The sequence below is a fragment of the Dyadobacter tibetensis Y620-1 genome (assembly GCF_000566685.1).
GTDB classification, from domain to species: domain Bacteria; phylum Bacteroidota; class Bacteroidia; order Cytophagales; family Spirosomataceae; genus Dyadobacter; species Dyadobacter tibetensis.
Window position 1 is genome coordinate 846,699 of record NZ_AZQN01000003.1, and the last position, 13,608, is coordinate 860,306.

General features: G+C 41.3%; 10 protein-coding genes. All 10 read right to left on the reverse strand.

Translation table 11 applies throughout. The features are described 5' to 3' along the window. Positions 1-7: 7 nt before the first annotated feature. Positions 8-1,456: a UDP-2,4-diacetamido-2,4,6-trideoxy-beta-L-altropyranose hydrolase gene (gene pseG, locus X939_RS0110605; protein WP_025763236.1), complete on the reverse strand. Its 1,449-nt coding sequence runs from the start codon at positions 1,454-1,456 to the stop codon at positions 8-10. Beyond that, positions 1,453-3,225 (reverse strand): cytidylyltransferase domain-containing protein, encoded by a 1,773-nt coding sequence (locus tag X939_RS0110610; RefSeq protein ID WP_025763237.1) that lies wholly within the window; start codon positions 3,223-3,225, stop codon positions 1,453-1,455. The genes pseG and X939_RS0110610 overlap by 4 nt, the downstream gene beginning before the upstream one ends. Positions 3,226-3,332: 107 nt before the next feature. Then, positions 3,333-4,115 (reverse strand): SDR family oxidoreductase, encoded by a 783-nt coding sequence (locus tag X939_RS0110615; protein WP_044199144.1) that lies wholly within the window; start codon positions 4,113-4,115, stop codon positions 3,333-3,335. Positions 4,116-4,121: 6 nt separating this feature from the next. Next, a complete protein-coding gene (locus X939_RS22320) occupies positions 4,122-5,018 on the reverse strand; it encodes an aldo/keto reductase (protein ID WP_025763239.1) in 897 nt (298 codons plus the stop codon). After that, on the reverse strand, positions 5,005-6,162 hold the full coding sequence (gene pseC, locus X939_RS0110625) for a UDP-4-amino-4,6-dideoxy-N-acetyl-beta-L-altrosamine transaminase (RefSeq protein ID WP_044198920.1): 1,158 nt from the start codon (positions 6,160-6,162) through the stop codon (positions 5,005-5,007). Before pseC ends, X939_RS22320 begins: the two co-directional genes overlap by 14 nt. A gap of 2 nt (positions 6,163-6,164) precedes the next feature. Next, positions 6,165-7,184 (reverse strand): UDP-N-acetylglucosamine 4,6-dehydratase (inverting), encoded by a 1,020-nt coding sequence (pseB, locus tag X939_RS0110630; protein WP_025763241.1) that lies wholly within the window; start codon positions 7,182-7,184, stop codon positions 6,165-6,167. Between the two features lie 20 nt (positions 7,185-7,204). Continuing rightward, complete coding sequence (locus X939_RS0110635) at positions 7,205-8,287, reverse strand: Wzz/FepE/Etk N-terminal domain-containing protein (protein ID WP_025763242.1); 1,083 nt, start codon at positions 8,285-8,287, stop codon at positions 7,205-7,207. Between the two features lie 119 nt (positions 8,288-8,406). Continuing rightward, a complete protein-coding gene (locus X939_RS0110640) occupies positions 8,407-10,773 on the reverse strand; it encodes an SLBB domain-containing protein (RefSeq protein WP_025763243.1) in 2,367 nt (788 codons plus the stop codon). A gap of 95 nt (positions 10,774-10,868) precedes the next feature. Further along, entirely contained in the window at positions 10,869-11,585 is a 717-nt protein-coding gene (locus X939_RS0110645) for an SGNH/GDSL hydrolase family protein (RefSeq protein ID WP_198034389.1), read from the reverse strand. A gap of 208 nt (positions 11,586-11,793) precedes the next feature. Next, on the reverse strand, positions 11,794-13,560 hold the full coding sequence (gene aspS, locus X939_RS0110650) for an aspartate--tRNA ligase (protein ID WP_025763245.1): 1,767 nt from the start codon (positions 13,558-13,560) through the stop codon (positions 11,794-11,796). Between the last annotated feature and the right edge of the window lie 48 nt (positions 13,561-13,608).

Genomic DNA, 13,608 nt, shown 5'->3' on the forward strand with positions numbered 1-13,608 from the left:
TATTCATTTAATGATTTAAGGAAAATTGAATGAAATCCGGGTGTTTGGTTTCCTGAAAACCCAGATTTCGGAACACTTTTGCCGATGAAACATTAGCATATTTTACTATGCCACAGATTTTAATATACTCCTGAAAATCTGTTTTTAATTGATTAATGGCCAATTCTAAGAGGGGGGACCCTATTCCAATTCCACGATAGCATTTGTCGATGGAGTAATTGATGGTAGCAATGCCCTCTTGTATATCAAACCGTACTTGCCCGACGGGAATGCCATTAATTTCGAAAATATAAAAACGAAAGTCCTGACGATCTATTCTATTGGAAAACCATTGGCAATGATCTTCCCATTTAATTGCCTCCGTATTTAAAGAGTTTAGTCGTGTTTCCGGCTCATTGGCCCAATCAAAGTATAACTTTGCGTCTGCTGCTCTGGCATCTCTGATTAACAGGGCAAGCTTTAAAAATAGTTTTCGTATTCTTTTACCAGACAGTCCGTCGAAAATTCGTTGCTGGGAGTCCAGAATGGACGCATAGGTCTCTTCGCTAGGCAGGGAGGTCATGGGCGGAAAAGAACTTTCAAAATCCCCTGCACTCAATGCTAGTTTTTCGCTAATTAAATAATGGTACAAGAAATCCTGATTGTCAACGTATTTACCACAGTAGAGCAAAAGTCCTAGGGAACATACTTCATAGGAAATGGTACTCGCAGGTGCCACTGCCAGCTGGCAGGCAGACATAAGCTCTATCATGTCTGCTGCCGATAAGTCATGATAGACTTTAACTCTTTCATTGGCCTGGGCCCATGCCAGCAATTTATCCAGATTCTTATTGGCACTACCCGCAACGATTATTACTCGTTCTATCTCTTTACATTCGAGTACGGCCTGAGCAACTGAAGGCATCAGGTTTTTGGGGTCTGCGCCACCGAAACATATGAAGACGTTTTTTATAGGCTCTGCAGATCTTTTTTCCTGAGCGGCCTTCAGAAATGGAGGACGTAAAAGCGCGTATTCGGGACCCAGAGCCATGGTAGTATATGCTTCCCTGGAATAGAGTGAGTCGGGAATGCCTCCAGCATGATTGATAATTAGATCGGCCAGGAAATGATAGGCATGTATATCGTCAATACAGACCAATTTGCAGCCTAGGTCTTTGACTGAGCGCTGATAATCTTCCCGGAAATGATAGCCGTCCAGCACGACAATATCTTCAGAAGAAAGATATTGATCGTTCAGGAATGCTACTTCATTTTCTATGGCTACCTCTTCAGGTACCATTATCAGCTTGTGTGCTATGGCCTCAATCTGGTTTTGAAGTGCCAGGGAAGGATTGCGTATGACAAAAGTACATTCGAAGAAATCACGAAGCATTTCTACCAAAGACAAGGAGCGGACCACATGGCCCAGACCCATCTGTGAATTTCCATCGGCACGGACAAATACTTTTTTTCTCACTGCTTTATTTTTGTATGCTCAAAAATTCGCTTGATCAAATCCTTGTCAGTATGATACTTAACTTCAACTCCGGAATTCATGGCCGCTACTTCTGGATTAGCGTCCAGATAGGCGAAAATGTTTTTTAGAGACATTTCCAGCTTTTCCTTAGAAAGGTAATCGACAATATTGTTGTACAACAGCAAATCTTCGTCGTAATCTAAAGTAAGTCTATAAGATCTTACCAAGTCTTCTGGCAGATCTACCATATTGATGCTGAAATATTCAGGGTTGTTCCAGAAATAATAGGTCATATACTCCGAATAATCGGCCATTGGGAAAAATGACTTGACTTTTCGAAGCGCAGCAGTATTAATAATTTCCAGGTTTACTCCGAATGCCGTGGCACGACCACTTGTATAATCGGCGCCAGTTTCGAAATGGGAAGCTAAGAGAATCTCTAATATTTCATTAGAGATAAAAGGGTTGTCACCCGTGATTCTGATAAAGATATCAAGGTTATACAGGTCTAAGACTTCGAGTACCCTTTGCATGACATCGATCGGGTGACCTTGATGAAATTTTACTCTAGGGTCGTAGGTGTAGTCCTTCAAAATGGCATCTTCCTCCTCTGTACTCGTAGCCAATACAACAGTATTGACATTTTGCAGGCTGAGCGTATTTTTTATACAAAGTTCAATGGAGCTGAGGTCTCCAATTTTTAGAAGGGCTTTTTTCTTTAGCCGGGTTGATTTCATTCTGCATGCGATCACGGCCCCAATCGATGCCTTTTTGAAGTCGGAAGCTTTTAACGAATCTCCCATGGTCTTATCTGCTCCTAAAATATGATAGTTATTAATTAAAGACTCTATAGACTTTACATTCAGACCATTCTTTCCTGATCGTTTATAATCGACTTCATCAATCAAATTAATCCCCGACCCCGCATCTTTGTTTTTATTTAGAATGGGGACCATCAAGGATTTTTCTAAGTATTGCTCCTCTTTCCTATTGATAAAGGGCTCGGAAAGTAGAGAGAAATATTTAATAATATTCTCGGTAAAGACCTGAAAGCGCTCAGGAGTCAAACTAGAATAGAAATCGAATTTCGTTTCGCGGTTAGATAGCATAACATGCTTTTCTACCACTTCAGCCCCTTCGAATGCGGCAACAACAGGAAGCCATAAAGCATCATCACTATTGCCATCCGTATGGTCGGCAAAAACCAGACGATTCGCAAACTTTTCTTTAATGATCCGAATCTTGTTGAGGCCCGAGTCTGCAAGAGTAGTGGGATAACCCTGAAAACCGATTTCGAAAAGGATCTCCTTGGGCTTGAGTTGTGATTCAAACCGATCTACTATTTCTTGAATATCGGAAAGGGGTTGAGCAGCCAGATTTAATATAATACGCTTATCGCTTAGGTCCACATTTGAAAGTTGATCCAATAAAGCATAATTATACAACACAGAAGATTGGAACTTAATCCCGTAGACTTTGCTAAGGTTTTCCTTTAGGATGGAAACACCATAAGCATCGAAAAGGTCAAGCCAGACATCCTTGGTCTGATTCGCCTGGTCGATGATGGTAGCCCATTCCTGGTTGTCAAAGTACAGCTGCTGATAGACGCCAAACCATTCGTAATCTGCGGTAGCCAGGGTTTCCGGTTTTAGTGGTTGAAACTTTATGCCGTAGCCCTCTGTATAGACAGAGAAGGTTTCAATCAACTCTTGCAGGTAATCGAATTTCCCTGCATGCGTATTGGCTACTTCAATAATTTGATAAATCATACAAGATTTAAATGGTGTGAATAGTAAATACTAATATAAACTCATTATGCTCAACTAAATTCTAAAGTTAGCTGAAACTATTAACTAATAGGCCTTGGCTCGGTTGGTTACCAGCTGGTCCATCCTCCATCTACAACAAGGTTTTGACCTGTAATAAAATTGGATGCTTTGGACGAAAGTAGGATTAATGCTCCCGACAAATCTTCTGGGACCCCAATGTTATTTTGTGGATTTTTGGTTTTGAGCCGATCTACAAATCCTGGATATTCATTTTTTATATTTTCAGAGGGAAAAGGACCTGGTGTCAGGGTATTTACCTGTATATTATCCTTTCCCAAATATGCGGCATAATATTTTGTCAGTTGTATTATACCCGCCTTGGCAGCACCATAATGCGGAGGATTCAAAAATCTCCTACATTCTTCGCCCTCGTACACCTCGAAATTCGGGCTAACCATTCCATACATGGAGGAAATATTGATGATTTTGCCGGATTGCTGTTGCTTCAGATAGGGTATAGATTCTCTTATGGACTTATGGACCGATGCTAGTCCTCCTTCTAAAGTATATGCCCAATCTTCATCCGTCATCTTTTCGGGGTCGTTGCCTCGACTGGAATAAGCATTATTGATAATGATATCAAGACTTCCAAAATTCTCAAACGTATTTTGATATAACTTTTTAAAGCTCTCAGATTGCATTATATCGCATTCCTGGAAGCTGAGCCTCGAATGTTCATTATTAAATTTTTCTTCAAACTTAGCCCTGGATCTTCCGGCTACGATTACATTGGCGCCAAAGGAATGTAAGGCATTTACCATGGCTGTACCCAGATAGCCATAACCACCTGTAACTACTGCATTTTTTCCTGATAAATTGAAAATTTCCATGTTCATTTATTTGGGCCAGTTATATGGCAATAATATCTCCTCTGGAATAGATTCTAGCTCTTGAAAGCGCTTCAATATGGTCTCATTCAGTCCAGATGATTCGAAAAACGCTATGGCCTCAATATTTTCTTCCAGGTTATGCTTAGAATCTACTCCAATGATTACCCGGTCAATAAACGGCTGCTTCAGACAGAAAGCCAAGGCTAACCCTTGTACAGGTATATCGTAAGTTTTCGCCAGATCTTCTAGGCATTTCTTTCCCTGAAGGAAGGGAGCAAAATACCCTTCAAAGAAGGGTTGAGGCTTAAATATCAGCCCCTGCATAAACGCTGATCTGGTATGAACTTCAATTCCTTTACTTTTAGCAAGCTCAATTGTCTTTGCGAATCGCTGGTCAAACACATTAAAAGGAGCCTGAATGATATCGATTGGAAGATCTTTATCAATGAAATAGTCGACCTGGGCAGGGAAATAAACGGAAACACCAATTTTCTCAACATACCCTTCTTTCTTTAATTCTAATAGAGCTTCTAATAAAGAAGGATTGGTTATGAGCGTTTCGGCACTATGCGCAAGAAAACCATAAAGTGCTTCCACTTTTAGGATCTGCAAACTGGTTTGACACTCATCCCGGAGTTCCTGGGCAGTTCTAACTCTTGGAGAAAATTTTGAAACGATGCAATTTTTATAATTATTGTCTTTTTGAAAGGCTATTCCTAGCCTTTCATGACTATTTCCATAGGCCACAGCGGTGTCGATTAGAGGTTCGCGACAAGACTGCCTGTAATATGCTAGAATATGGTTGATTTCCTCATCGCTGGGTATGCCCATACGATTATTAATCCCATATTCCAGGCCAAACTGCACTGTTCCAATTCCCAGTTTATTACTAAGCTTCATCATGGAACTTTTTAACCGTTTCAATCACGAATTCTTGTTCTTTCTCCGTCAGCGTTGGGTACATGGGTAGGCTCAGACATTCTGCGTAATAATCTTCAGCCATTGGGTAAGCGTCGGAAGTATAACCTAAGTTCCTATAATATGGAAGGGTATAAACCGGGATATAATGTACCTGAGCAAAAATATTATGTTGTTTCAGAAAATTATACAGCTCTTTCCTTTTTTTGGTTCTGATCACATACAGGTGATACGCATGGCCCTTGTCTTCAGGGCTTTGAAGTACCTCGATCTGACTTTCAGCAAAGGCAGAATCGTATTTCTGAGCTATCTCTCTTCTTCGCGCTAAGCCCTGGTCGGCTCTGCTCAGTTGTGACAGCCCTAAGGCTGCAAGTATATCAGGAATGCGGTAGTTATAACCCAACTCCTGCATTTCGTAATACCATCCTCCGTGATTTTCATGCATCAATTCAGGGTTCTTTGTGATCCCGTGGGTACGCAGACGGATAATTTTGTTATAGAGGTCCTTTCTGTTGGTGGTGATCATCCCACCTTCTCCACAGGCAATATGCTTTACCGGGTGAAAAGAAAAAATGGCTAAGTCTGCGAATTTTCCATTGCCGCATTTCTGCTGTTCACCATGACTATCAGTAAAGTAACCGCCTGGTGCATGACAGGCATCTTCAATAATCCACAATTCATATTCATCGGCTAGCTTTCGTAACCTTTCCAGGTCGACAGCATGTCCTGCGAAATCCACAGGTACAATTCCGGAAAATGTACCCTTAGGCTGACTTCTCAGGAGTGTCTCTACGGCATCTATGTCTATAAGTGCATTTTTTTTGTCGATATCGACAAACTCCACATTGCCTCCACAGTATAGGATACAGTTAGCACTAGCAGCAAAGGTTATGGGTGTGGTGATTACCTTACTTTTTTCATTTACGTCTAAGGCAAGGGCACATAAGTGAAGGGCGGCCGTGCCGTTGGAAACTGCAACTGCATATTTTGAGCCAACATAATTGGCAAATGCCACTTCAAATTCTTCGATTTTTGGGCCTTGGGTAAGAAAATCAGACTGCAAGGTCTCGACTATGCAATGGATGTCCTCCTGGGAAATGTACTGTTTTCCGTATGGTATCGAATTCATTTTTATGCCTCAAAGGTTGAATCTACGTGTTCCTTGATTAATTTCCTTAAGCTATCTACAGTTTCCCATTCTGTATTCTCTCCGGAATTATATGAAAAACCTTCCTCGACCAATTTGGCATCGAACTCCTTTATAAAGGTCTCTAGTTTCCATGCAGGTGTTTGGGGCACAATCACATAATATTTTCCTAAATCATAAGTAAAAAAGGAATCGGAAGAAGTGATCATCTCTTCATGAATTTTCTCACCAGGGCGAATACCCACCACAGGGTGTTCGCATTCGGGACCTATGGCCGTGGCAACATCTGTAATTTTGTATGAAGGAATTTTTGGAACGAAGATTTCACCTCCCCAGGCATTTTCAAGGGCATGCAGTACCATGTCCACACCACCTTGCAATGAAATATTAAACCGGGTCATGCTTTTTACCGTAATAGGTAAAATACCCTCTTTACGCTTGTTGATAAAGAAGGGGATAACAGAACCATTAGAGCCCATTACATTGCCATATCGAACGACAGAAAAACGGATGTCCTTATATCCTTTGATATTATTGGCAGCTACAAATAATTTGTCAGAAGTCAATTTTGTGGCACCATACAGATTAATGGGAGCACAAGCCTTATCTGTAGAGAGCGCCACAACTTTTTTGATATTGGTTTCCAATGCCGCCTTAATGACATTATCAGCCCCTCCAACATTCGTTTTGACACATTCGTCAGGATTATACTCTGCAATATGTACATGCTTCATTGCCGCTGCATGTATTACATAATCGATCCCCTGGAAGGCTCTTTTTAATCTTTCTAAATCTCGGACATCGCCGATAAAAAATCGTAATTGTGGATATAAATGGCTAGGATATTCCTGAGCCATCTGAAACTGCTTTTGCTCGTCACGTGAAAAAATTACCAATCGTTTTACCGAGGGCCATTCTTTCAGAATTTTTTTAGTGAGTGCTTTACCCAGAGAACCCGTGCCTCCAGTAATTAAGATTGACTTTTCATTAAGATTTAACTCCATAATTTTTGGTCTGTGTATGTCTAAAGACTTTGTAATTCGGAAAATAATTTACGATGCAATTTTTCACGATAGAAGAAAATATATACCAAAGCTAAGATGGTACCAATTACAGCATATAACATTCCATAAACCAGGCGTTTGGGCCCGGCCTTATCGATGGGTATCCTGGTGGGTTCTAGTATCTTAAATACGGGTTTTTCATCCTTAACTTTTATTTTGGACTGTTCATATCTCTGAATCAAGTCATTATATACGGTTTGGGCCAAAGCTAAACTTTCTACCAAGCGTTGTTCTTCCACCTTAGCCATATTGAGAAAGGGATTGCGGTTTTGATCACGATAATTTTGTAGTCGTACCTCTGCCATATCTTTCTCTTTTTTAGCCTTAATAGAACTTGTGCGAAGGAAATCGATTTGTTGTTGGATTTTCTCAGTACGATATTCAGTAACAAAGTTAGTCAGGTAATCTACGGCCTCCTGAAGAATGATAGCAGAGACCACCGGGTCGTCAGTTTCTGCTGTCATAGAGATAACCCCGCTTTTAAGTTCCAGACTTGCAATAATCATTTCCCTCGCCATTTTTACCACTTTCTCTCTTTCTCGTGGGAGAAAAACGACGCCTTCTTTCTTTACTTCTGGAAATACTTCCTCCTTCTTGTCGGATTTTGGAATGATCTTGGCCAGAAAGGTTTGGCTTGAATCGCGGGTAAGGTAGCTTTCGAAAGTTGCATACTTCTTCCCGGTCTTATCCATGACAGGTCTTTCCAACAGGTGAACCATTGCTGGCATACTTTGAATTATGGACGGGTATAAATCAGGACGAATGGCATCTGTGGCATCTCCTGTGTTCATGCCCAGACTTGCCAGTCCCATGGCTAAGGAACTTAAGCCTTTTTTATCCTCATTTCCCATTTCGGGGAGGATGATGGTTTCCGCTTTAAATGTTTTGGTCACCAAAAAGCTAAGGGCAATTCCCAGAATACCGGAGATGAAAGCGCTAATAAAGACAAATCGAAAATTCCTTTTCAAAAATCCAATAATATCCTTTAAACTGATTTCTGTTCCCTTAGGCGATTCCGTCAAGGGTGTCTCTGTTGGTTTCATTATATGTACTTAAAAAGTTGCTGTCGAAATCAAAAAATTACAGGGCCTTCTGTCCGCAATAAGCATGAAAGCTAAAGAATCTGAAACGGCCATGCAGTAATTAAGACTACTGAATCAGGTTAAAACAATCGTATAACCGCTATGGTCATCGTTGCAATCAGGGAGAAAATCGCTATCCTCTCTGAACGACTAAGCTTGTTTTCGGCCGTAACTGTTTTGGCTGGAACGGTAACGGTCGATCCTGGTTCTACCTTTGGATAGGACTTAAGGAAAAGGAAGCGTTTGGTCCGTTGTGTTTTTCCATTTGGATAAGAAACATAGACGTTTCTTTTTTGAGCGTTATCCAGATAACCACCAGCCTGAGATAAATAGTCCTTATAGGAAAAGGATGGTTCAAAATTGACCAAGGAGGGGTTTTGTACGGCTCCTTGTATCCGTACAATCTCCGATTTCTGAGGGATATAAATAGTGTCCCCATCATAAAGCAGCAGATTGGCTGATATTTCGGGTTTTGTTATAATCTTCTTAAGGTCCAGAGCGACTAATTCATTATTTCGGTAAAACTTAGCACCTTTTAAATAAGCGCCTGGTTTTAGACCCCCTGCTTTAGGAAATATATCTGCTATACGCTCAAAACTGCTCTGAATTGTATAATTCCCGGGATACATGACCTCACCCAGAATGGTGACGGTTTTTTGCGTTTCGTAACGGGGCGATTTCCGGATAGAAACGATATCATAGGGGGCGAGTTGAAAAGCCTTATCTGCCGGATTTAGGGCCAGGTTTTCATCCACCTCTAGCGTGAATATTCTGACATTCTGGTTGTCTGCAAGACCCAATGTGTCAGCTTTTACTCGACGGGAGATCTCAACACGATAGGGGATACCTCCTTCTTTAAAACCTCCTGCCGTGAAAATTAGATCTTCAATAGTAATTCCTTTAAAGAAATGATAACTACCAGGGTTAATCACTGAACCGGAAATAGTTAAGAATGCAGATTCCTTTAAATCATCTACCGATTTGATGGTTAGGATATCACCAGGAACCAATTCAATATCTTCAATTTCCTTATTGAGTAATTTCCTTATATCAATGGAAATAATTCCCGTTTCTAAACTGCCATATGGTCTTTCGAGGATGGCACGATTCAAAAATGCCTTGGGAGAAATGCCACGTGCCCGCTCTATAAGCTTACCTACCGTATTACTACGTTCTTCAAGGGGATAGAATCCAGGCATCATAACAGCCCCTCTTACTTCGACCTGATTGGATATCATATCCAATATTCTGGACACGTTAATGATATCACCATTCTTGGGTTGAAAAGTATCTATTTCCGTGGAGTCGATACTACCAATTACATAATTTGTTCCATTATTACGTTGATAGGTAAGCAGCGTAGTATAGGCTTCTGGAGTAAATCCACCAGCATATCGAATAATATCGGCAAGTCCTTCATTGGGCTTTGCTTCAAAGATTCCTGGCCTTTTCACTTGCCCATTTAATTCAATCCGGGAGAGGTAGGGGCGAATTAGAATGATATCCTGGTCCTGAAGGGCTATGTTATCGTTCAGATCGGCATCTACTAAAAATCTATATAAATCGATCGTTTTGATTACTTTATTATTCCTCACTACTTCAATGTTCCGGAAAGAACCATTTCTATTTGGTCCTCCAGAAACGGATAAAGCATTGAAGGCGGTCGCCAAGCTGGAAACCGTGTAAGTTCCTGGTCGATAGGCCTCCCCGGTTATCATGACCCGTATACTCCTGACATTTCCTAAGGTGATAGAGGCACGAGTTCCGGAACCCGGTCTATTCAGGGTAGAATAGGCCTGGCGAAGGGTACTAACGATTTTGTCACTTGCCTGTTCAATAGTCAAACCATTCAAATAGACTGGAGCCAAATTGAGCATTTTGACTGTCCCTTCCGGACTTATCTTTAGTTTGAAATGCTCGACCGAATTTCCGTATATGTCTACATTAAGTTCATCTTCAGGCCCTAGAATATAGTTTTTTGGGGTGGCAATCCTTAGGTTAGGCTCAAATGTTTTGGAGGAACGAGCGAAAAAGGATGACCCGAATGTACTCCTAAGTCTTCTTCTGCTGGCCCTGCTGGTAGCGGTGGTGTCGCTGGGATCGCTTTCGTCTTCATCCAGCTCATCATCCCGGGTTTCATCTAGGTCGTCCCGGTCGGTGTCATTACTGGTGTTAGTATTAGATGAATTTTCCAGACGTTTACGTATTTCCGAAATCTGTGCCGGGGTGTATCCGTTTTGTATGGCAGCCCTTTCAATATCGGAATCCGACATTCCTGATGATTTTGCTTTATTATAATAATCTATGACTTGTTGGGGGGGGAGCTGGTCGGGATTTGTAGGCGTTGAAGTCGGAGTCTGAGCGGGGGTAGGGACTTCTTGAGCGTAAGTAAGGAAACCAAAGGGTAAAAACAGAAAGAATACTGTTACTATAAATTTATTAAACATATTAAAGGTGCCTGTCGGCGGGAAAATGTTCCAAGTGTGCTTAATAGCGATCATAAAAAACCTAATAATTATAACGAATACCAGAATGATGGTTACTATTTTGTCATTGCCGTAAGTTTTAGTGAATTATTCAGATGGTTGATAATCATTTTGGAAATTATTAAATGTCCCTCTTTTGTCAGATGAATACCATCAGGTAAAAGGTGAATATCTGGATTTATTTGGTCTCTTACATCCAGAAAAATAGTATTCTCTTTCGTGGCTGCTACATTTTTTAAGATATTATTATAATCCATAATATTGGCCTCAAACCCGTAAGAGCGATTTGCGTTCACTGTATTAGTTGGCGCAATGCCTACTATGATCGTTTTTTGCTTGCTTGAATCAATATGTGTTAAGATACTCCTGATTCCAGCTTCAAAACATTTTTTGTCAACATACACCTTCTTAAAAAGGCGGGTAAAGAATAAACGGCGTTTGCTAAAAAAAGTTATAATTGGCTTCCTGATTGGGGCCGGCATCATTTCTATGACTTTATTTTGCAACTCAGAAAACAATCTTGGCGCACAATCTACTATGCCTAAATGAATTATGACAATCTTAGGATTATAGCAAATAAAATCATCATTTAGGGTCCATTCTACAGCTTGTTTGGCAAAGGTATTAGCCCTCTTAGCTCTATTGTACAAGGTGAAATCAGGTTCAAATTCTTTGGCTAAATGATAAGCGTATGTGTCTTCGAACCTGATCCCATCCATTATTCTTGGCATCGCTAGGGAATCGCCCAAAATAACAATTCTATTTTCTGCCATAGGTTCCAACCAATACATTCGGTTTTGTGATCTAATATATCGCCCTGTAAACTTAAAAATTTATATATAATTTCTTCTACAATCGGAAAAATAGAATCCAATATAACTACTGCAAAAATGAATCTACAATAACGACGAGCGAATTTACAAAATTGAAATGTAAAATTGGTTAGTTTTTTTTAAATGGTGATTTTCAAACCTATATACATCAAACACTTGGTTTTACATCGATTGCTAATTCCTTCAATTGGGCAGCGGAGATTGTAGACGGGGAATCGATCATTACGTCACGCCCCGAATTATTCTTTGGAAAGGCAATAAAGTCACGAATTGAATCAGCTCCGCCAAATAGGGAACAAAGTCGATCGAAACCGAAGGCTACTCCGGCATGAGGAGGTGCGCCATATTCGAAGGCATTCATCAGGAAGCCGAATTGTTCCTGAGCTTCCTCCGGGCTGAAGCCTAGTATACCAAACATCCTCTGTTGCAATTCCCTTTCGAAGATTCGCACGGAGCCTCCTCCTACTTCAACGCCATTAATGACCAGGTCATAAGCATTGGCACGAACCTTCCCTGGGTCCGTTTCCAGTAAGGCTATATCTTCTGGCTTCGGGCTGGTAAAGGGGTGGTGCATGGCAAACCAGCGATCCTCCTCTTCTCCATATTCTAATAATGGAAAGTCTAAAACCCATAAGGCCCTGTATTCATCTGGGTTGCGCAAGCCCAGCCGGCTTCCCATTTCAAGACGTAACTCGTTCAACTGTTTGCGAGCCTTATCTTCTGCTCCCGAAAGGAGCAATATCAGGTCGCCAGGCTTGGCATCGAATACCTCCACCCAATTCCGTAAGGTGGCTTCATCATAAAATTTGTCTACTGAAGACTTGATGCTACCATCAGCATTATAACGAACGTAAATTAAACCTTTGGCGCCTATTTGCGGGCGTTTCATCCAGTCGGTAAGCTCATCCACTTGCTTGCGGGTGTAGGTGGCACAGCCCTGGGCACAGATTCCAACGACCATGGGTGCCTCATCGAAAATACCAAAGCCTTTTCCGGAAACAAGATCACGATCCTGCCCTTTAAGCTCAACAAACTTCATTTCAAAACGAATGTCGGGCTTGTCGGAGCCGTATAATTTCATGGCATCGGCATAGGTCATACGGGGTACTTCCGGCATATCGATTCCTTTTACATGCTTGAAGAGGTGTACAACCATACCTTCGAAAGTATTAAGGATGTCTTCCTGGGTGACAAAAGACATTTCGCAGTCTATCTGGGTAAATTCTGGCTGCCGGTCGGCTCGAAGATCCTCGTCGCGGAAACATTTAACGATTTGATAGTATCGGTCGAATCCTGCCACCATCAGAAGCTGCTTGAAAGTTTGAGGAGACTGAGGTAATGCATAAAACTCGCCAGGATTCATCCGGCTGGGTACCACGAAGTCCCTGGCGCCTTCAGGAGTAGACTTAATCAGTACAGGGGTTTCAACCTCAATAAAGTCTAAGTTATCAAGATATTGGCGGGTATGTTTGGCAACCTGATGGCGTAACTGTAAATTCTTACGAACAATGCTGCGACGAAGATCCAAATAACGATATTTCATACGGATGTCATCTCCTCCATCGGTCTCATCTTCTATCAGAAAGGGGGGGAGTTTTGCGGGATTGAGAATCTCTAAGGACGAAACTCTGATCTCAATGGCTCCTGTAGCGATTTTGTCATTTTTGGCAACTCGTTCAATAACTTCTCCCGAGGCAGAAATCACGAACTCACGTCCTAGCGAACGTGCCATTTCTAAAATATTTGCTGGTGTTTTGCCCTCTTCAAACAACAATTGGGTAATTCCATACCGGTCGCGAAGGTCTAGCCAGATCATGCCTCCCTTGTCACGAACGCGCTGAACCCAACCACATAAAACGACATTTTGATTAACTTGCTCTAAACTTAACTCCCCGCAGGTATGTGAACGTAACATATAATATTTTTAATACTGGTATAATGAAGGTGCTTCATAATAAATGCC

Excerpts from the sequence above, each read along its gene's own strand:
- X939_RS0110610 (WP_025763237.1), bottom strand. The coding sequence starts at position 3,225 with ATGATTTATCAAATTATTGAAGTAGCCAATACGCATGCAGGGAAATTC.
- X939_RS0110615 (WP_044199144.1), bottom strand. The coding sequence starts at position 4,115 with ATGGAAATTTTCAATTTATCAGGAAAAAATGCAGTAGTTACAGGTGGT.
- X939_RS22320 (WP_025763239.1), bottom strand. The coding sequence starts at position 5,018 with ATGATGAAGCTTAGTAATAAACTGGGAATTGGAACAGTGCAGTTTGGC.
- pseC (WP_044198920.1), bottom strand. The coding sequence starts at position 6,162 with ATGAATTCGATACCATACGGAAAACAGTACATTTCCCAGGAGGACATC.
- pseB (WP_025763241.1), bottom strand. The coding sequence starts at position 7,184 with ATGGAGTTAAATCTTAATGAAAAGTCAATCTTAATTACTGGAGGCACG.
- X939_RS0110635 (WP_025763242.1), bottom strand. The coding sequence starts at position 8,287 with ATGAAACCAACAGAGACACCCTTGACGGAATCGCCTAAGGGAACAGAA.
- X939_RS0110640 (WP_025763243.1), bottom strand. The coding sequence starts at position 10,773 with ATGTTTAATAAATTTATAGTAACAGTATTCTTTCTGTTTTTACCCTTT.
- X939_RS0110645 (WP_198034389.1), bottom strand. The coding sequence starts at position 11,585 with ATGGCAGAAAATAGAATTGTTATTTTGGGCGATTCCCTAGCGATGCCA.
- aspS (WP_025763245.1), bottom strand. The coding sequence starts at position 13,560 with ATGTTACGTTCACATACCTGCGGGGAGTTAAGTTTAGAGCAAGTTAAT.